This window comes from Aeromonas sp. QDB20, from assembly GCF_027707805.1.
Taxonomy (GTDB): Bacteria; Pseudomonadota; Gammaproteobacteria; order Enterobacterales; family Aeromonadaceae; genus Aeromonas; species Aeromonas dhakensis.
On record NZ_JAPCJC010000011.1, the window covers coordinates 1 to 18,626 of the forward strand.

Annotated in this window: 14 protein-coding genes, 1 tRNA gene and 1 rRNA gene; 11 read left to right on the forward strand and 5 right to left on the reverse strand. The window is 62.8% G+C overall.

From position 1 onward, the window contains the following. Positions 1-116 precede the first annotated feature (116 nt). From PG897_RS13860 to PG897_RS13900, 9 genes are all read left to right on the forward strand, one after another. A tRNA-Thr gene (locus tag PG897_RS13860) sits at positions 117-192 on the forward strand. Positions 193-214: 22 nt separating this feature from the next. Next, positions 215-329: ribosomal RNA gene (rrf, locus tag PG897_RS13865) — 5S ribosomal RNA — on the forward strand. A 153-nt stretch (positions 330-482) separates the two neighbouring features. Beyond that, positions 483-1,448, forward strand: coding sequence for a transcriptional regulator EbgR (gene ebgR / locus PG897_RS13870; RefSeq protein ID WP_043170703.1), 966 nt, complete (start codon positions 483-485; stop codon positions 1,446-1,448). Between the two features lie 321 nt (positions 1,449-1,769). After that, positions 1,770-4,844, forward strand: a complete 3,075-nt coding sequence (gene ebgA, locus PG897_RS13875; RefSeq protein ID WP_216988819.1) for a beta-galactosidase subunit alpha — start codon at positions 1,770-1,772, stop codon at positions 4,842-4,844. Beyond that, entirely contained in the window at positions 4,841-5,296 is a 456-nt protein-coding gene (locus PG897_RS13880) for a beta-galactosidase subunit beta (protein ID WP_043170705.1), read from the forward strand. Before ebgA ends, PG897_RS13880 begins: the two co-directional genes overlap by 4 nt. A gap of 101 nt (positions 5,297-5,397) precedes the next feature. Then, on the forward strand, positions 5,398-6,843 hold the full coding sequence (locus PG897_RS13885) for an amino acid permease (RefSeq protein WP_043170706.1): 1,446 nt from the start codon (positions 5,398-5,400) through the stop codon (positions 6,841-6,843). 76 nt (positions 6,844-6,919) lie between these two features. Then, on the forward strand, positions 6,920-7,258 hold the full coding sequence (locus PG897_RS13890) for a tRNA-binding protein (RefSeq protein WP_043170707.1): 339 nt from the start codon (positions 6,920-6,922) through the stop codon (positions 7,256-7,258). Positions 7,259-7,424: 166 nt separating this feature from the next. Further along, positions 7,425-8,861, forward strand: coding sequence for an amino acid permease (locus tag PG897_RS13895; protein ID WP_201883033.1), 1,437 nt, complete (start codon positions 7,425-7,427; stop codon positions 8,859-8,861). Positions 8,862-9,072: 211 nt separating this feature from the next. Next, a complete protein-coding gene (locus PG897_RS13900; RefSeq protein WP_043170709.1) occupies positions 9,073-10,044 on the forward strand; it encodes a bile acid:sodium symporter family protein in 972 nt (323 codons plus the stop codon). Positions 10,045-10,101: 57 nt separating this feature from the next. On the opposite strand, the gene ovoA is transcribed toward PG897_RS13900, so the two are convergent. Beyond that, positions 10,102-12,252, reverse strand: a complete 2,151-nt coding sequence (gene ovoA, locus PG897_RS13905) for a 5-histidylcysteine sulfoxide synthase (RefSeq protein WP_043170710.1) — start codon at positions 12,250-12,252, stop codon at positions 10,102-10,104. A gap of 364 nt (positions 12,253-12,616) precedes the next feature. Here ovoA and PG897_RS13910 point away from each other — a divergent pair, with 364 nt between their 5' ends. Next, the gene (locus PG897_RS13910; RefSeq protein ID WP_043170711.1) at positions 12,617-13,339 is read left to right on the forward strand and encodes a head GIN domain-containing protein; all 723 of its coding nucleotides are present in this window, start codon (positions 12,617-12,619) and stop codon (positions 13,337-13,339) included. 53 nt (positions 13,340-13,392) lie between these two features. On the opposite strand, the gene fghA is transcribed toward PG897_RS13910, so the two are convergent. Further along, the gene (gene fghA / locus PG897_RS13915; RefSeq protein ID WP_024943034.1) at positions 13,393-14,229 is read right to left on the reverse strand and encodes an S-formylglutathione hydrolase; all 837 of its coding nucleotides are present in this window, start codon (positions 14,227-14,229) and stop codon (positions 13,393-13,395) included. 49 nt (positions 14,230-14,278) lie between these two features. Continuing rightward, complete coding sequence (locus tag PG897_RS13920; RefSeq protein WP_010635490.1) at positions 14,279-15,406, reverse strand: S-(hydroxymethyl)glutathione dehydrogenase/class III alcohol dehydrogenase; 1,128 nt, start codon at positions 15,404-15,406, stop codon at positions 14,279-14,281. Positions 15,407-15,525: 119 nt separating this feature from the next. Between PG897_RS13920 and PG897_RS13925 the strand changes: the two genes are divergently transcribed. Continuing rightward, on the forward strand, positions 15,526-16,431 hold the full coding sequence (locus PG897_RS13925; RefSeq protein ID WP_005307641.1) for a LysR substrate-binding domain-containing protein: 906 nt from the start codon (positions 15,526-15,528) through the stop codon (positions 16,429-16,431). 62 nt (positions 16,432-16,493) lie between these two features. On the opposite strand, the gene PG897_RS13930 is transcribed toward PG897_RS13925, so the two are convergent. After that, positions 16,494-17,459 carry an ABC transporter permease gene (locus PG897_RS13930; protein WP_005307644.1) on the reverse strand — a complete coding sequence of 322 codons (966 nt, stop codon included), beginning with the start codon at positions 17,457-17,459 and terminating at the stop codon, positions 16,494-16,496. Between the two features lie 2 nt (positions 17,460-17,461). Continuing rightward, a complete protein-coding gene (locus PG897_RS13935; RefSeq protein WP_043170712.1) occupies positions 17,462-18,577 on the reverse strand; it encodes an ABC transporter permease in 1,116 nt (371 codons plus the stop codon). Positions 18,578-18,626: the final 49 nt, after the last annotated feature.

The following is an 18,626-nucleotide window of genomic DNA, read 5'->3' on the forward strand; positions in this document are numbered from 1 at the left end:
CAGAAGTGAAACGCTGTAGCGCCGATGGTAGTGTGGCATTCGCCATGCGAGAGTAGGACACTGCCAGGCACCCAATTTTAGATTACGCGGTGAGCGTGGTCTTTACCGGTTAGTGTGCTGATATGGCTCAGTCGGTAGAGCGCATCCTTGGTAAGGATGAGGTCCCCAGTTCGATTCTGGGTATCAGCACCATTTTCAAGTAGTACAGCTTTTGCCTGACGGCAATAGCGCCGTGGAACCACCTGATCCCATGCCGAACTCAGAAGTGAAACGCGGTAGCGTCGATGGTAGTGTGGCATTCGCCATGCGAGAGTAGAACACTGTCAGGCTCCCATTTAGAAGAGGCCTCCCATTCGGGAGGCCTTTTTGCATTGGAAATTTGCCGTTCTGATGGGTTTCTTTTAGTAAAAATGCTGGGATGTCAGCACGTTGCCCGTTACTCTTGTCTGGTGTTGTCGCGCGTCATTGCCAGAGGAGTATGCATGGCCACGTTGAAGGAAATTGCACAGGAGGCGGGGGTATCCCAGGCTACCGTGTCGCGGGTGCTCAATGAAGATCCGACGCTGAGCGTCAAGGAAGAGACCAAGCAGAAGATCTTCGAGATCGCCGAGCGGCTGGAGTACAAGACCAGCGGTGCCCGCAAGGGGGTTCACAAGAGCAAACTGCACTTCCTGGCGGTCTATGCCTACCCGCAGAGCACCGAGGTCAACGACCCCTATTATCTGGCCATCCGCTACGGCATCGAGACCCAGTGTGCCCGCCTCAACATCGAACTGACCCACTTCTACAATGGTGCCGAGGGGCGTGAGCTCTCTGCCGTCGACGGTATCTTGGTCATCGGCCATCTGCCCGCAGAGCGTCTCGCCGCGCTTCACTCCCTCTCTGCCCAGCTGGTGTTTGTGGATTGCCGTTCTCAGGGGGACTTTGACTCGATTGACGTGGATCTGGCGCTGATCAGTCAGCAGGTCGTGGAGTTCTTCATCGCTCAGGGGCACCAGCGCATCGGCTATATCGGCGGTCAGGATGATGGCCCGGATCTGCGCGAACTGGCTTTCCTCGACTACGGTCAGCGCCTTGGTGTGGTGCAGGAGAGCGATCTCTATCGCGGGGATTTCTCCAGCGCCTCCGGCTACAAGTTGGCCAAAGAGATGCTGGCGGGAGATTGGCCCAAGGCACTGTTCGTTGCCTCCGACTCCATCGCCATCGGCGTGCTGCGTGCCATCCACGAGAAGGGGCTGGCGATTCCACAGCAGATCGAGCTTATCAGCGTCAACGATATCCCGACCGCCAAGTTCACCTTTCCGCCCCTCTCCACTGTGCGGATCCACTCCGAGTTGATGGGCTCCCAGGGGGTCAATCTGCTGGTTGAACGGCTGCGTGACGAGCGGGACATTCCGCTGCGGGTGCTGGTACCGAGCAAATTGACTCTGCGCGGTACTACACGATAGTTTTAGTAAAATACCTATGTTTTTAGTCGCGCCACCTTGCGGTGGTGCGACATCTCTCCTAAGTAAACCGCTTTCCCATATCTTCTAATAAACTCATATCATATTGTTTTATAGTTAATTTAATTACATCATGGCCTGCTGTTATCAACATCCATGCCACCCATCTATACCTTGCCCTCCTTTGTCTCCAGCTTCTGATCTCGCTCACAAAACCATCCACTCACTGTGATCAGGTTAAAACTTTACCGATCTAAAACTGATATTTAGTAAATGTTTATCTAGAGTTTACCCAGTTAACGTTGCCTTGTTCCGGGAGGACATGTGAATAACTGGGAAAACGTCCAATTCGTTGGTGAAAACAGGCTGGCCCCGCGTGCCTACTTCTTCTCTTATACCGACCACGCGCTGGCGGCCACCATGCAGCGGGAGCTGAGCCGCCGTTTTCTGAGCCTGAGCGGTCAGTGGCAGTTCCACTACTTCGACCATCCCTTGCAGGTGCCGGAGGCCTTCTATCACAGCCCCATGAGCGAGTGGGGCCAGGTCACGGTGCCCAACATGTGGCAGATGGAAGGGCATGGCAATCTGCAGTACACCGACGAGGGTTTTCCCTTCCCCATCGATGTGCCCTTCGTGCCGACCAACAACCCCACCGGCGCCTATCAGCGCAGCTTCACGCTGAGCCCGGCCTGGGATGGCGAGCAGGTGATCATCAAGTTCGACGGGGTGGAGACCTACTTCGAGGTCTATGTGAACGGCCACTACGTCGGTTTCAGCAAGGGGAGCCGCCTCACCGCCGAGTTCGATATCAGCGCCTACGCCAAGGTTGGCGAAAACCTGCTGTCGGTGCGGGTGATGCAGTGGGCTGACTCCACTTACATCGAAGATCAGGACATGTGGTGGATGGCGGGGATCTTCCGCGACGTCTATCTGGTGGGTAAACCGGCCACCCATGTGCAGGACTTCTTCATCCGCACCGCGCTGGCTGATGACAATCAAAGCGCGACCCTGAGCTGCGACATCCAGCTGGAGAATCTGGGAGCGCTCGTCCGTGATCACCGTCTGGTCTGGTCGCTGCTGGATCAGGGCTACGAGATCGCGAGCGGCTCGCTCGACCATCTCGCCATCGACGGCAAGTGTGATTGCCGTTTCACGCTGGATCTGGCCAACCCCCATCTGTGGAGCGCCGAAGACCCGTACCTCTATCAGCTGCAACTCTCCCTCTACAACAGTCAGGGCGAGCTGCTGGAGGTGATCCCGCAGCGGGTCGGGGTGCGTGAAATCACCGTCAAGGATGGCCTCTTCTACGTCAACGGCCACTACCTCAAGCTGCACGGGGTGAACCGCCACGACAACGACCACCTCAAGAGCCGCGCGGTCGGCATGGACCGTGTTGAACGCGATATCGTGCTGATGAAGCAGCACAACCTCAACTCGGTGCGCACCGCCCACTACCCGAATGACCCGCGCTTCTACGAGCTGTGCGACCAGTACGGTCTGTTCGTGATGGCGGAGACCGACGTGGAGACCCACGGCTTTGCCAACGTCGGCGATCTCAGCCGCATCACAGACGACCCCTTCTGGGAGCCGGTGTTCGTGGATCGCATCGAGCGCCACGTGCACGCCCAGAAGAACCACCCCTCCATCATCATCTGGTCGCTCGGCAACGAGTCCGGCTACGGCTGCAACATCAGAGCCATGTACCGGCGCTGCAAGGCGATCGACCCGACCCGGCTGGTGCACTACGAAGAGGATCGCGATGCCGAGGTGGTGGATGTGGTGAGCACCATGTACTCGCGCGTCTCCCAGATGAACTGCTTCGGCGAGTTCCCTATGACCAAGCCGCGCATCCTCTGTGAATACGCCCACGCCATGGGCAACGGCCCGGGTGGCCTCAGCGAATACCAGCAGGTGTTTGACCGTCATCCCCATATCCAGGGTCACTACATCTGGGAGTGGTGCGATCACGGCATCCTGGATCAGGACGAGCAGGGGCGCCCGGTCTACAAGTACGGCGGCGACTACGGCGACTACCCCAACAACTACAACTTCTGCATGGATGGCCTCATCTACCCGGATCAGACCCCGGGGCCGGGCCTGCGCGAATACAAGCAGGTGCTCTGCCCGGTCAAGGTGCGCGCACTGGATCTGGCGAGCGGCAAGCTTGAGCTGGAAAACCGCTACTGGTTCTCCAATCTGGACGACATCCGTCTGCTGGTCGAGGTGAAGGCCGAGGGCGAGCTGCTGGCCAGCCAGCAGATCCGGTTGGAAGGGGTGGCCCCCGGTGCCACCACAGATCTGCAACTCGAACTGCCCGCTCTCGATGGGCGGGAAACCTTCGTCCAACTGCGGGTCATCAAGGCCAGTGCGACCCGCTACAGCGCGGCGGAACACGAGCTGGGCCAGTACCAGTTCCAGCTGAAGGCATCGACTCGTCAGCTGCGACCCTTTGCCAACCCCAACGCGACCCCGTTGCACATTGCCGATGAGCGCCTCGCGCTGACCTTGAGCGGCAGCGGCTTTGCCCTGCGCTTCTCGCGCCTCGACGGCAAGCTGGTGAGCTGGCAGCAGGATGGCAATGAGCTTATCGAGCGCTCGCCCCGCCTCACCTTCTTCAAGCCGATGATCGACAACCACAAGCAGGAGTACGAGAGCCTGTGGCACCCGAACCACCTGCAGATCATGCAGGAGCACTTCCGTACCTTGAGCTGGCGTCAGCTGGGCGAGGCGGTCGAGGTGACGGTCGAGAGCCTGATCGCCCCGCCGGTGTTCGACTTCGGTATGCGTTGCCGCTACGTCTACACCCTGAGTCCGAACGGTCAGCTGCACGTGGCCCTGTCCGGTCAGCCCTACGGCGGTTATGACGACATCATTCCCAAGATCGGTTTCGAGCTGGGTATTCGTCAGGATCTCGACCGGGTGCACTACTACGGCATGGGTCCGGGCGAGAACTATCAGGACAGCCGCCAGAGCAACTGGATCGACAGCTTCCAGAGCACAGTGGGCGAGATGTGGGAGCACTACCCTTTCCCGCAGGACAACGGCAACCGCCAGCAGGTGCGCTGGGCGACCCTGACCAACCGTCACGGCGCCGGTCTCTACGTGCGGCCCGATGCCCCCATCAACCTGAGCGTCTGGCCCTACAGCTGGGAGCATATCCACGCCGCCCAGCACATCAACGAGCTGGAGCCCTGTGGTTATCTCACCCTCAATCTGGATCACAAGGTGCTGGGGCTGGGTTCCAACTCCTGGGGCTCCGAGGTGCTGGACTCCTGGCGGGTGCGCTTCGAGCCGTTCAGCTTCGGCCTGACTCTGCTGCCCATCGCTCGCGGCAACCTTAATCCGGCTGCGCTGGCCGGGCTCGATCTCACCATCAACGGCGGGAGGAACCTCGCATGATCACCCTGGACAACCTGACCCTGTTCAAAAACATCTACCGGGAGGGCAAGAAGTGGGGCCGCTGCGTGGAGGCCATCGACAACCTGGCCAACCTCAAACCCGGCATCTGCCACTCCATCGGTGACTCCCTCACCTACCGCTTGCAGGAGGGGGCCAGCCCGGCCACCTCCCTGTTCGAGGGGCAGCGCCGCTACTTCGACGTCCACTACTACCTGGAAGGGGAAGAGACGGTGGAGTGGGCCCCCAAGTCGGATCTGCGGGCCGAGCAGGCCTATGACGACACCACGGATCGCGAGTGGCTGGCTGGCGAGGTGCGTGAGCGTCAGCAGGTGGGCAACGGTCAGGTGGTGATCTTCGAGAACGGCGAGGCTTACCGGTTTGTCGGCGACGGGCCGGTGCGCAAGCTGATCATCAAGGTCACCGTGGAAGGCGGCTACTTCAAGAACAAATAACAAGCCGCCGGTTCTGCACTGACAAAGCCGGAAGAGCGGGGCTCACCCTACAAATCATGCCCCGCTCTTTCGCGAGATAACTACAGGTCTGGAGATGCACCATGTCTGATTCCAAACGCAATACGATAGGCAAGTTTGGTCTGCTGTCGCTCACCTTCGCGGCGGTATTCAGCTTCAACAACGTCATCAACAACAACATCGAGATCGGTCTGGCCTCGGCCCCGATGTTCTTTCTGGCCACTATTTTTTACTTCATTCCGTTTTGCCTGATCATTGCGGAGTTCGTGTCACTGAACAAAAACTCCGAGGCGGGGGTGTATGCCTGGGTGAAGAGCTCCCTCGGCGGTCGCTGGGCCTTTATCTCCGCCTACACCTACTGGTTCGTGAACCTCTTCTTCTTCACCTCCTTGCTGCCGCGGGTCATCGCCTACGCCTCCTATGCCTTCCTCGGCTATGAGTACATCCTCACCCCGGTGGCGACCACGGCATTGAGCATGGTGCTGTTTGCCTTTGCCACTTACGTCTCCACCAACGGCGCCAAGATGCTGGGCCCCATCACCTCGGTGACCTCGTCCCTGATGCTGCTGCTGACCCTCTCCTACATCCTGTTGGCGGGTGCGGCTCTGGTGGGCGGCGTACAGCCAGCCGACCCCATCACGGTCGAGGCCATGATCCCCGATTTCAGCTGGGCCTTCCTGGGTATCACCACCTGGATCTTTATGGCGGCCGGTGGCGCCGAGTCGGTGGCGGTCTATGTCAATGATGTGAAAGGGGGCTCCAAATCCTTCGTGAAGGTGATCATCGTCGCCGGGATCTTTATCGGGGTGCTCTACTCCATCGCGTCTCTGCTGATAAACGTCTTCGTCCACAGCGATACCCTGAAATATACCGGCGGCTCGGTGCAGGTGTTTGAAGGGCTGGCGGCCCATTTCGGCCTGCCGGAGATCCTGATGAACCGCTTCGTGGGTCTGGTCTCCTTCACCGCCATGTTCGGCTCCCTGCTGATGTGGACCGCGACCCCGGTGAAAATCTTTTTCTCCGAGATCCCGGCCGGCATCTTCGGCAAGAAGACCGTCGAGCTGAACGAGAACGGCGTGCCCGCCCGTGCAGCCTGGATCCAGTACCTCATCGTGCTGCCGCTGATGGTGATCCCGACTCTGGGCTCCAACACCGCTCAGGATCTGATGAACACCGTCATCAACATGACCGCTGCCGCCTCCATGTTGCCGCCGCTGTTCATCATGCTGGCCTACCTCAATCTGCGGCTGAAGCTCGACCACCTGCCGCGGGAGTTCAAGATGGGCTCGCGCACTATCGGCATCGCCGTGGTGTCGGTGCTGATCGCCATCTTCTCGGTGGGCTTCCTCGCCTCCACCTTCCCGACCGGCGCCGACATCATGACCATCATCTTCTACAACGTCGGCGGGATCCTGATTTTCCTCGGCTTCGCCTGGTGGAAATACAACAGATACGAGGCCTCCCTCAGCGCCGAGGCGCGCGCGAAAGAGGCCCAGCCGGCGGCGCAGGTCGCCATGCAGGCGCCATAGGCACTGCATTGACTCCCAATCAGACCGGGTGGCCGTTGGCCACCCGCAAACCGTTGAACCAGAAAAGGAAAAGAGCATGAGCGAGACGATCGAGTTTGCCGAATTCAAGCGGGTCGAGATGAAGGTGGGCACGGTGCTGGAGGTGGTGCGCCACCCCGGGGCTGACAAACTCTACATCGTCCAGATTGACGTGGGGGGCGAGCGACCGCTGCAGACCGTCACCAGTCTGGTGCCTTACTACAGCGAAGAGGAGCTGATGGGCAGCGAGGTGGTGGTGCTGACCAATCTCAAGCCCACCCGAATGCGCGGCGAACGCTCCGAGTGCATGTTGCTCTGCGCCGAGACCCCGGACGAGAGCCAGAGCGTGCTGTTGCAACCGCGGGTGCCGATGGCGCCGGGCACTCCGATCGTCTGACTGAGATTGCGAGCCGGTGCGGGAGACTGCACTGGTTCACCAACGAGGCCGTCCAAGCGGGCCGATCATAACAAGAGAGTAAAGGGCGGGGCCGACAGACCCTTGCCAAACACATCACAGAGTCACAGCGTTACCCGCGGGGAGCGCGAGTCCACTGGAGGACACCATGTCTGAATCCGTACGCGGCACCATAGGCAAGTTCGCCCTGTTGTCGATGACCTTTGCCGCCGTGTTCAACGTGCGCAACATCGTCAACAACAACATCGAGTTGGGGCTCAGCTCCGCTCCCATCTTCCTGCTGGCGACCCTGGTCTACTTCATCCCGTTCGTCTTCATCATCGCCGAGTTCGTCTCGGCCAACAAAAACTCCGAGTCGGGCATGTACGACTGGCTGAAAAAACCGCTCGGCACCCGGATGGCCTATCTGGGCTCGTTTCTCTACTGGTTCGTGAACCTGTTCTGGTTCGTCTCCCTGCTGCCCAACGTCATCGCCTACGCCTCCTACGCCATGCTGGGCTATGAGTACAGCTTCTCGCCCATGGTCACCTCGATCATCTCCATCGTGCTGTTTGCGGCGGCGACCCACATCTCCACCAAGGGGGCGAGCTGGCTCGGCAAGATTGCCGAGATCGTGGCCTACGGCGTGTTTGCCCTGTTCGCCATCTATGTGCTGGGCGCCCTGATGGCCCTCGGTGGCGATCATGTACCGGCCCAGCCCATCACCCTGGAGGCGATGACTCCCACCGTCAACTGGGCGACGCTGGGCATCATGTGCTGGATCTTCCAGGCGGCGGGCGGTGCCGAGACGGCGGCGGCCTACCTCAATGACGTGAAGGGCGGCCAGAAGTCCTTCATCAAGGTGATCATCAGCGCCGGCATCGTCATCGGCGCCATGTATGCGGTAGGTTCCCTGCTGGTGAACGTGTTCGTGCCGCGCGAGAGCCTCACCTATGCCGGCGGCATGGTGGAGATCTTCACCGGCATGGCCCAGTACTTTGGGCTCTCCGAGGCGCTGGTGGGCCGCTTCGTCGGCGTGGTGCTGTTCATCGCCATGTTCGGTTCCATGATGATGTGGACCTCGGCCCCAGTGAAGATCCACTTCTCCGAGATCCCGCAGGGGGTCTACGGCGAGAAGACCACCCAGCTCAACGAGCACGGCGTGCCGGTGCGCGCCGCCTGGTGGCAGTTTGCCTTCGTGTTCGTGATGCTGGTGGTCAACGGCTTCGGCTCGGAATCCGTGCAGCAGATGATGAACACCGCCATCAATCTCACCGCCGGTACTGCCATGCTGCCGCCGATCTTCATCATGGTGGCCTACTTCGTGTTCCGCTGGAAACATGACGACACCCCGCGCGAGTTTCGCATGGGGTCGCGCACCTTCGGGATGGGCGTGGTGTCGGTGCTGATCGCCATCTTCGTGGTGAGCATGAGCGCCTCCGCCTTCCCGAGCGGGGTGGATCTGGTGCGCGCCTTCTTCATCAACGTCTTTATGACGGCGGTCTTCTCGGCGCTGGCCTACTGGTGGATCTCCTGTTTCGAGAAGCGCCAGGCCCGCAAGCAGGCAACTGGTACAGCCAGCGGCAAGCTGGCCAAACAGAGCTGAAGTACAAGGCTGGCCGGCTCCGGTGGCCAGCCGGGATTGCTTAATTTCCGGCAGATAAAGGGGGGTCGCTCAACTTTGCGCCTCCCGCTTATCGGGGTAAGCTGGGGATCCGTTTCAACAGGAGCTGTGCCACAGCTCCTGTTGTGTTTCCTGTCGTCCCCGATCACCGGCCCCGCGAGGGGACGGGATCTGCTTTCACCGGAGACCGCTCGTGCGTCTGGATCCCTTTACCTCTGTACTGATCGTGGTGGTCGCGCTGGCCTCCTTCTTCCCCTGCGAGGAGCAGGTGGCCGTCTGGTTCGGTCTGCTGACCAAGCTGGCGGTGGCGCTGCTCTTCTTCATGCATGGCGCCAAGCTGTCGCGCCAGAACCTGCTGGCGGGCCTCGGCCACTGGCGGCTGCATCTGGTGGTGATGGCCAGCACCTTCGTGCTGTTTCCGCTGCTGGGGCTGCTGCTTACGCCACTGGTGCCCCACTGGCTGAGCCCGGCCATCTACCTCGGTTTCCTCTACCTCTGCGCCCTGCCCGCCACCGTGCAGTCGGCCATCGCCTTCACCTCGATGGCCGGCGGCAATGTATCGGCGGCGGTGTGCAGCGCCTCGGCCTCCAGCATCCTCGGCATCTTCCTCTCGCCGGTGCTGGTGGGGCTGATGATCAATGTGCAGGGGGAGGGGGTCGACACCTGGCACTCCATTCAGGCCATCATGGTGCAGCTGATGCTGCCCTTCGTGGTGGGCCATTTGTCGCGCCCGCTCATCGGTCGCTGGGTCGACAGCCACCGGCCGCTCATTGGCAAGCTGGATCAGAGCTCCATTCTGCTGGTGGTCTATGTGGCCTTCAGCGAGGCGGTGGTGCAGGGGATTTGGCACCAGGTCGGCTGGTACGATCTGGCCAGCATAGTGCTGCTGAGCTGCGTGCTGCTGGCACTGGTGCTGGGCTGGAACGTCTGGATCAGCCGCCGCCTCGGTTTTGGCAAGGCGGACGAGATCACTATCGTCTTCTGCGGCTCCAAGAAGAGCCTGGCCAACGGGGTGCCCATGGCCAACGTCATGTTCCCGGCCGCCAGCGTCGGGGTCATGGTGCTGCCGCTGATGATCTTCCACCAGATCCAGCTGATGGTGTGCGCCGTGCTGGCCCGTCGCTACCGCGAGCAGGAGGCGGTGCCCCAGGTGCAGGAGGGGTAAGACGCCCGGATAAAAAAGAGGGAGGCCATGGGCCTCCCTCTTTCGTTTGCCGCCTCGTCAGCGTTTGCGCCAGACGGTGAGCTGAGCCACCGTGTGCTGGTACTTGCGGGCGGTCTCGCGGATGACGAAGGGGACGTCCCGCGGGGGCATGTGCTCCTCGAACTCCGCCGCCAGCAGCCGCTGCAGCGCCTGATAGGTGCCGAGGGCCTCGCCGTTCTCGCGCACACCGCCGAGCCAGTTGGCTTTGGGGGTGTAGTCGGTCAGCCAGGTGTAGGGGCTGGTGAGCACCAGCAGGCCACCGCTGCGAAGGCGCGGAGCGATGTCCCGCAGGAAGCGGGCGGGTTCCCGCAGCCGGTCGATGAGGTTGGAGGCGAGCACCAGATCGTAGTCCGCATACTTGGGCTTGAGGTTACAGGCATCCCCCTGGCTGAAGTGGACTCGCTCGCTCTGCTCGCGGCCGAGCTCATGGCGGGAGAGGCGCGCCTCGCAATACTCCACCAGCTCTCCTTCTACCGGCACCGCGTAGCGGAAGCTGTCCTGGTTGGCGAGCGCCAGCGCCACGTCGATGAAGCGGGCCGAGTAGTCGACCCCGTCCACGTGGGCGAAGTGGCGAGCCAGCTCGAAGCTGGCGCGGCCGGTGGCGCAGCCGATGTCGAGCGCCCGCTCATGGCGGCTGCACAGCTCGCTGGCAAGGCTGGCCAGAGCCTGGGCGTAGTTGGCGACCCCGAAGTGGCTCGGACCGTACTGGAAGTCGAGGTACTGAGCGACGAGCGTGTCGGTTTCATAGGGATTCACGATGACGGGCTCCTGATGGCGTGAGACCAGATAGCGGAAGCCCGCATGCTGGAAGAAGTGGCGACGGAAGGCGTAGCGGGAGGACTTGAGCGCCTCGTTGCCGGTACTGATCCAGCTACCCCCCTTGATCAGGGTGTGCTTGCCATCGAAGGTGGGGGTGGAGAAGTCGTCGTAGAGGGGGTGCACCTTGAACCCCTCGAAGCCGTCGATGGCGGTGCTGGTCCACTGCCAGACGTTGCCCACCAGATCGAAGAAGCTGCCCTGCGGGCAGGCATCCACCGGACAGGACGACGCGAAGCGGGCCAGGTTGATGTTGCCGGGGGCCTCGATCCAGTCCGGCTGATCGCCGGCCAGTTGCTCCCGCAACAGCATCCACTCCGCCTCGCTCGGCAGCTGGATGGGCAGCCCGGTCTGGGCCGCCTGCCAGCGACAGAAGGCAGCGGCCTCCAGCTGGTTCACCTCCACCGGCCAGTCCCAGGGCATAGGAACCTGCCTTGTCATCAGTCGCAGTTGCAGTTGCTCGGGCTCGAGGGGGTCGCCGACCCAGAAGGTGGGCATGCGGGCCCCGGCATACTGGCGCCAGCCCCAGCCTTCGTCATCCCACCAGTCACGGGTCTCGTAGCCGCCCGCCTGCACGAAGTCGAAAAATTCTGCGTTGCTCACCAGCATGCGGCTGGCCTGGAAGGGGGCCAGTTCGATGTGGCGCTCGCCATATTCGTTGTCCCAGCCGTAGGTGGCGTCCTGTTTGCCAAGCCGCACCCGGCCACCGGCCACCGGCAGCAGGCTGTTGGCGGGCACCTCGTCACGGCGATGGCGCGCCTCGAGGCAGACCGGCCACTGGGGCTGGCTGCGCACCCAGGCCAGCGGCAGCTGGCGGATCAGCACGCTGGAGGTTTCGAGGTGGATGCGCTCGTGCTCTATCCCCATCAGGATGACCCAGGCCGGGCTCTGCCAATGGATGGGCAGCTCGATCGGCATCCGCTCGATGAAATCACACACCAGGGCGCGCACCCGGCCCCGATAGTCGCGCAGCTCGCTGACGGAGGGCCAGTCGTAGTGGGTCTCGTCCAGATCGTCCCAGCTCATCTCGTCCACCCCGATGGCGACCATGGCCTCGATGCGGGCGTCGAGGCGGCCCTCGATGAGGCGTGCCGCCAGCAGCTTGTTGATGAAGAAGGCGGCGGTGTGGCCGTAGTAGAAGATGAGCGGGTGGCGCAGGGGGATCGCCTTGTCAAACCAGGCCCGCTCGTCGGCCAGGCAGTCGAACAGCGAGTCGTAGAGATCGAAGGTCTGGCAGAAGTAGGTGAGCAGCTCGCGGCGTTTTTGTTCGGGATCGCTGCCAGTCAGCAGCGGGGTTCGGGTCGGTTCCGGCAGGCCGGTGGCGGTGGAATAGAGAAGAGTGGCTTGGGTCACGCTCTGACTCCTTGTTGGCAGTGAAGACTGACAAGACAGTGGTAATGGCATTACCGCAATGGAGAGCTTTGTACGCACAAAGTATCACTATTGGCTCAACAGACCGGCTCGGCAACCAAAAACTTCCACGGCTTGTCAGCATAGCGACCCCGCGAACGGCTCGCCAGCCAACCCTCCGCCTGCCCGTTCGGGGATGGTCAGATTCGCCAGTTTATGGTCTGAATGACTCTCTCTTTGCTGTACCCATGTGGAGTGAAAATGGATATCTTCTTGTAAATCATGTGGTTGATTAACTGGCACAGGCTTTGCGATGGATGCTGATCAAGGGGCCGCGACTGGCCAATACACAATGAGGAGAGTGGCGATGAAATGGATGATGGGCGCGGTGCTGGCGGTCGGGCTCAGCGGGTGCAGCTGGCTGGATGATACCCGGGTGAGCGGGGCGGGGGCCCTGATCGAGCAGCAGCACGGGATGGGCCGGCAGGTGACCCGGGTGCTGGCCGGGGTGCCCGCCAGTGTCCATCTGGTGGCCGGCGAGCCGCGCGGGGTGCGCATCCGCGGGCAGGAGAACCTGCTGCCTTACCTGGTGCTGAGCGAGCGGGGCGACAAGCTGGAGATCGAGGTGAAGGACGGTTACCGGCTCGACCCGACCGAACCGCTGGAGATCACCATCACCCTGCCCGCACTCCATGAGCTGGCGCTGGCAGGGGTTGCCAACGGCGAGCTGCGCGGCTTCAAGGGGGAGGCGCTGGTGCTGTCGGTGGCCGGGGTCGGTGACATAGTCGCCGACGGGCTCGAACTGGATCGGCTGGAAGGCAACATCGCGGGAGCGGGCAGTCTGGATCTGGGGAACAGCACGGCCAGGGCCGTCGAACTCAACATCGCCGGCTCGGGGGATGTGCTGGGGGCCGGGCTCAAGGGGCGCGAGGTGGAGGTCAATATCGCCGGCAGCGGCGACGTGGAGGTCAGGGCGCAGGATCGGCTCAAGGTGGGCATCGCCGGCTCGGGTTCGGTCAGCTACTGGGGCGATCCCGTGCTGCAGAGCGAGATTGCCGGCTCCGGCGAGGTGAGCCGGCAGGGCAGCTGAATGGTCTTGTCCACCGACCAGAAGAAAACAGGCCCGTCACGGGCCTGTTTCGATCAGAGGTGGCGGGCGTGAAAGCGCAGGTGCGCCTCGATAAAGCTCGCCACGAAGTAGTAGCTGTGATCGTAACCGGGGTGGCGGTTGAGCTCCAGCGGCCACTCCTTGCCGGCGGCCACATCGGCCAGGGCATCGATGTGCAGCTGTTCGGCCAGGAAGGGATCGTCCAGCCCCACGTCTACCAGGGTCGGCAGTGGTTTGACCGACTCATTGCGCAGCAGCTGGCAGGCGTCCCACTCCTGCCACAGCAAGGGGTTGTTGCCGAGGTAGGCGCCGAGCGCCTTCTGGCCCCAGGGGCAGCGACTCGGGTGGCTGATGGGGCTGAAGGCCGACACCGAGCGGTAGCGACCGGGCTCGCGCAGGGCGGCGATGAGCGCCCCGTGGCCACCCATGGAGTGGCCGCTGATGGCGCGTTTCGTCGAGACCGGGAAGTGGGTCTCGATGAGCTCGGGCAGCTCGCGGGTGACGTAGTCGTACATCTGGTAGTGATCGCGCCAGGGGTGCTGGGTGGCGTTGACGTAGAAGCCTGCGCCCATGCCGAGATCGTAACCGGGGTCGTCCGCCACCTCTTCGCCGCGGGGGCTGGTGTCCGGCGCCACCAGGGCGATGCCGAGCTCGGCGGCGATGCGCTGGGCGCCCGCCTTCTGCATGAAGTTTTCATCGGTGCAGGTGAGGCCGGAGAGCCAGTAGAGCACGGGTACCTTCTGGCCGGTGAGGGCCTGGGGCGGCAGATAGATGGCGAAGCGCATCTCGCAACCCAGCACCTCGGAGGCGTGGCTGTAGCGCTTGTGCCAGCCGCCGAAGCTCTTGTTGCTGCTGATTATGTCCAGATTCATCGGGGGAACTCCTGCACCCCGCCCACGGTGGCGGGCGGGGTGATCATGCTCAGTAGTGGATGACGGTGCGGATGCTCTTGCCTTCGTGCATCAGATCGAACGCCTCGTTGATCTGCTCCAGCCCCATGGTGTGGGTGATGAAGTCGTCCAGCTTGAACTCGCCCTGCATGTAGCGCTGTACATAGCTCGGCAGTTCGCTGCGACCGCGCACGCCGCCGAAGGCGCTGCCGCGCCAGACCCGGCCGGTGACCAGTTGGAACGGACGGGTGCTGATCTCCTGGCCGGCGCCGGCCACCCCGATGATGACCGACTCACCCCAGCCCTTGTGGCAGCACTCCAGCGCCGCACGCATCACCTTGACGTTGCCGATACATTCAAACGAGAAGTCGACGCCGCCGTCGGTGAGCTCGACGATCACCTCCTGGATGGGCTTGTCGTAGTCGTTCGGGTTGATGCAGTCGGTGGCGCCCAGCTTGCGGGCCAGCTCGAACTTGCTCTCGTTGATGTCGATGGCGATGATGCGGCCGGCCTTGGCCAGGCGAGCCCCGATCACCGCGGAGAGGCCGATGCCGCCCAGCCCGAAGATGGCGACGCTCTCACCCTCTTTCACCTTGGCGGTGTTCATCACGGCGCCGATGCCGGTGGTGACGCCGCAGCCGAGCAGGCAGACCTCTTCCAGCGGGGCGGCCGGGTCCACCTTGGCGATGGAGATCTCGGGCAGTACAGTGTATTCGCTGAAGGTGGAGGTGCCCATGTAGTGATAGATGGGCTGGCCATCCTTGGAGAAACGGGTGGTACCGTCCGGCATCAGCCCCTTGCCCTGGGTGGCGCGGATCTTCTGGCACAGGTTGGTCTTGCCGGATTTGCAGAACTTGCACTCGCCGCACTCGGGGGTGTAGAGCGGGATCACGTGATCCCCCACCTTGACGCTGGTGACGCCCTCGCCGACGGATTCGACGATGCCGCCCCCCTCATGGCCGAGGATGCAGGGGAAGACCCCTTCCGGATCTTCACCGGAGAGGGTGAAGGCATCGGTGTGGCAGACGCCGGTCGCGACGATGCGTACCCGCACTTCACCCGCCTGGGGCGGCATGACCTCGACTTCTTCGATGGAGAGGGGCTGGCCCGGGCCCCAGGCGATGGCGGCCTTACACTTGATGCTTTGAACCTGTGCCATGACGGATGTCCTTATTGTTGAGCAGGGTGAGGAGAATGGGTTCGGACATCCAGTGTAGTTTCCCGCTTATTTGGTGATAATAAGGCGAAATCTGAAATCACTTTTACTGACAGGTAATAATGTTCGGCTGGGAAGGGATCTGTGAATTTGTCAGCGTGGCGGAGCAGGGGGGCTTTACCCCGGCGGCGCGCAAGCTGGGGGTGTCGGTGGCGCAAGTCAGCCGGCAGGTGGCACAGCTGGAGGATCGGCTGCAGGCCAAGCTGTTGCTGCGCACCACACGCCAGGTGCGGCTCACCGAGCTCGGCGAGATCTACTATCGCCACTGTCGCCAGCTGCTGGACAACCTCTACGAAGCGGAGCTGGCGGTGGGGCGCCATCAGGCGGTACCGCAGGGTACCCTGCGCATCACGGCCCCGGTCTCCTACGGCGAGAGCCGCATCGCCCCGCTGGTGAACGACTTCATGGTGCGCTTTCCCCAGCTGGAGGTGACCCTCAACCTCACCAACCAGCTGCTGGATCTGGTGCACGAGGGCTACGATCTGGCGCTGCGACTCGGCCACCTCAAGGATTCCAGCCTGGTGGCGCGCAAGCTGGCGCAGCGGGTGCCCTATGTGTGTGCCTCGCCGGCTTATACCGCCCGCCACGGCATGCCCAACAGCCTCTCCGAACTCACCCGCCACACCTGCCTGGTGGGCAACAGCGACGAGTGGCACTTCACCCTGGATGGCCGCCCCCACAGCGTGCGGGTGCACGGCCTGCTGCACTGCAACAGCGGCCACGCCCTGCTGGATGCGGCGCTCAAGGGGATCGGCATCATCCAGCTGCCGGACTACTACGTGAGCGACCACCTGGCCCAAGGCGAGCTTATCGAGCTGCTGCCCGAGCTGCGGGCGCCGGCGGAGGGGATCTGGGCCCTCTATCCCCACAACCGCCATCTCTCTCCCAAGGTGCGGCTGCTGGTGGACTATCTGGCGGAGCGGCTGAGCGATCCCCACCAACCCGCGCTGGTGCGCCCCGTCGGCTGAGCTGAGCTCAGCTCAATAAAAAAGGCCCGCTTGTGCGGGCCTTTTGCATGGCATGAAGGGGGTTATTCCCGCTCCTTGACGTAGGGGGTGCCGAGCGCCTTGGGTGCCACCGCCTTGCCGATGAAGCCGGCCAGCAGGAACACCGTCAGGATGTAGGGCAGTGCCTCGATGGCTTGCACCGGGATCGGGAAACTGCCGATGCTGACCCCTTGCAGCCGGATGGCGACCGCATCGAGGAAGCCGAACAGCAGGCAGGCCGCCATGGCGTTCCAGGGACGCCACTTGCCGAACACCAGTGCCGCCAGCGCCATGAAGCCCTTGCCCGCGCTCATGTTGGGGATGAACTGGGCGGTCTGGGCCACCGCCAGGTAGGTGCCGCCGATGCCGGCCAGCAGGCCGCCGATGATGAGCGCTGTGTAGCGCATGCGCACCACAGAGATACCGGCGGTATCGACCGCTGCCGGTGCCTCGCCCACCGCCCGCAGGCGCAGGCCGAAGCGGGTACGGAACAGCACCCACCAGGCCAGCGGCACGGCGGCGAACGCCACGTACTCCAGCAGGGAGTGGCCGCTCAGCAGCTCGCTGTAGAGCTGGCCAACGACAGGCACGTCATACAGCTCCTTGGCATAGGGCAGGTCGATGGGGGCGAAGCGGGCCGCGCCGGACAGCGCCGGGGTCTGACCGCCCTGATCGAACCAGTAACGGCCCAGGGTGACGGTCAGGCCGGCCGCCAGGATGTTGATGGCCATGCCGCTCACCACCTGATCACCGCGGTGGGTGATGGTGGCAAAGCCGTGCATCAGGGCGAACAGGATGGAGACACCCACCCCGGCACCCAGCCCAATCCAGGCAGAGCCGGAGACGGCTGCCGCTGCCGCGCTGGCGAACGCCGCCGCCAGCAGCTTGCCCTCCAGGGCGATGTTGACCACCCCGGAGCGCTCGCAGAACATGCCGGCCATGGCCGCCAGGATCAGCGGTGGCGCGGTGCGGATGGTGGCATCCAGCATCAGGATCAGAATTTCAAACATGATCAGGCCCCCTTGACTTGCGCAGAGCGGTTGGCAAACGCCAGATAGAGCTGCTCGATGCGCGGACGCATCATGTGCTCAAGGGCGCCACAGAACAGGATCACCAGACCCTGCAACACCACCACTATGTTGCGGTCCACCCCGAACTCGAAGCTGAGCTCGGCACCGCCCTGATAGAGGAAGCCGAACAGCAGGCTGGCGATGATGACGCCGACCGGGTGGTTGCGCCCCATCAGCGCCACTGCTATGCCGGTGAAGCCGAAGCCTTCCACGAAGTTGAGCTTGATCTGGTGCAGTTCACCCTGCAGTACGTTGAGGGCGAAGAAGCCCGACAGCATGCCGGAGATCACCATGGCCAGGATCACCACCTTGGGATAGGAGATGCCGGCATAGGCGGACGCACTCTGGCTGGCGCCGACCGAGCGGATCTCGTAGCCCCAGCGGGTGTGCCAGATGAAGACCCACACCAGGGCCGCGCAGAGCAGTGCCCAGAAGAAGCTGATGTTGAGCGGGCTGTTCGATATCTCCATGCCGAATGCCCCCGCCAGTTCGCTCATCTTCGGCAGCCAGCTCGCCTCGGCGAACACCTTGCTCTCGGTGGCCATGGAGCCCGCCGGCTTGAACACCTCGACCAGCAGGTAGGCCATCAGGGAGGCTGCGATGAAGTTGAACATGATGGTGGTGATGACGATGTGGCTGCCGCGCTTGGCTTGCAGCCAGGCCGGGATGAAGGCCCAGGCCGCGCCGAACAGGCCGCCGGCGATGATGGCCAGCGGCAGCAGCAGGGCGAACGGCAGGGAGTCACCCAGCAGCAGACAGACCAGACCGACGCCGAGGCCGCCGATATAGGCCTGCCCCTCGCCACCGATGTTGAACAGGCCGGCGTGGAAGGCCACCGCCACCGACAGACCGGTAAAGATGAAGCCGGTTGCGTAGTAGAGGGTGAAACCGACCCCTTCACCGGTGCCGAAGGCGCCGTACCACATGATCTCGGCGGCATCGACCGGGTTGATGTCGAGGTAGTAGAACAGGATGGCCGACACCAGGAAGGCCAGCAGGATGTTGACCGCGGGCAGTACGCCCACGGAGATCCAGGCAGGGATACGTGCTTGGCTCATGGGCGAGCCTCCTTGGCAATCTGGTCGAAGACGGGGTTGTTGACCATCA